Annotated in this window: 2 pseudogenes; one reads left to right on the top strand and one right to left on the bottom strand. The window is 43.8% G+C overall.

Annotation, left to right across the window (positions count from 1 at the left end):
- Window positions 1-246 (bottom strand): annotated as a pseudogene (locus R7P35_RS24870) (AEC family transporter); the annotation flags it as partial.
- 637 nt (window positions 247-883) lie between these two features.
- Here R7P35_RS24870 and R7P35_RS24865 point away from each other — a divergent pair.
- Window positions 884-1,268 (top strand): annotated as a pseudogene (locus R7P35_RS24865) (tryptophan--tRNA ligase); the annotation flags it as partial.

Here is a 1,268-nt window from a genome sequence, read left to right as displayed (position 1 = left end):
CAGAATGCTCGCGACTACGCCGTAGTTGATGAAACCACTGGCGGCAGAAAAATCATGCTCAGAAGCCACAATACTGACAAACAACATGGCTGGCAGCGTGACCTTAAAAACCAGCTTAGAGCCTATTTCAATAAAGTTATCGTTGATGAGACCAAACCGTTTAAAGATAACGCCAAGCACCAACATTAAGCAGATGGGGCCGGTGATCGACAAAGAGAATTGCAACTGATGTAAAACAGAATCCATGTAAGTATCCGCAGCAAAAAAGAAAAAAGTCATTATTGTTTCGCTATTAAGCCACAAACTAGGGGGCGGGGAATAGGGAAGCGATGAAATTTTATTCTTATGTTGATTAGGATGTACGTTGCATTCCGATATGAGCCTAATATCTCAGTTTGACCAAGCTCGACTGGTCGAAGGTTGCATATATTGTTTTACTACTCCGACTTATCGCACTGGAGATAAAACAGAACTCCAGCGCCGACAAGTGAAATGAAGTTGAGCCGTGCTCATTCCTTGTACGGTTCTGGTGGTGATGAATAGGAGTCCATCGATGAAAAGTAAACACAACAAAACCGTTCTATGTGCATTTGTTTCTGGTTCGGTATTTGGTGCTGTTCTCGTTATCGCAATGTCCTTGCCGATGTAATCGGGCAAATTTTCACACACTGCATTTTCTTCACATTGGGATTGAGCATTGTCTTAGTCCCTGTTAGCTTAAGACGCATGAACTTATTCTTCACACCTTCATCATCATACTTTTTCTGGTGGCGCTCTATGTAGAGCGGCGCGGAATTCTTACATTCTTACGCTGCTGGAAGGTAGCGAAGAGTGTCTTGTCTTTTTATCTCCAGTAGCGATCTATTTTGACTAGGAGATAACCATGAACATCAAAGAAACGCATCAACAACGCGAAATCATTCTCACGGGGGACCGAGCTACAGGGCCTTTACACCTTGGTCATTACGTCGGTTCGTTACAACAGCGTGTGGCATTACAATCGGAGCATGACCAAACCATTCTGGTCGCCGATATGCAAGGCCTGACCGATAACGCACACAATCCTTCAAAGGTATCTTCGAACATTCTAAACGTAGTCGCAGATTACCTTGCAGTTGGTATCGACCCCATTCAAACCACTATCTGTTTGCAATCTCAGCTGCCAGCCCTCGCAGAATTGACGATGTATTACAGCAACTTAGTTTCCATTGCTCGCTTAGAGCGTAACCCAACCGTAAAAAATGAAATTCAAAGCAAAGGTTTTGAGC

The organism is Vibrio sp. Vb0304, assembly GCF_033338995.1.
In the GTDB taxonomy this organism is placed as follows: Bacteria; Pseudomonadota; Gammaproteobacteria; order Enterobacterales; family Vibrionaceae; genus Vibrio; species Vibrio alginolyticus.
The sequence above is the reverse complement of the archived record's forward strand: the minus strand, read 5'-3'. Positions and strand labels throughout refer to the sequence as shown.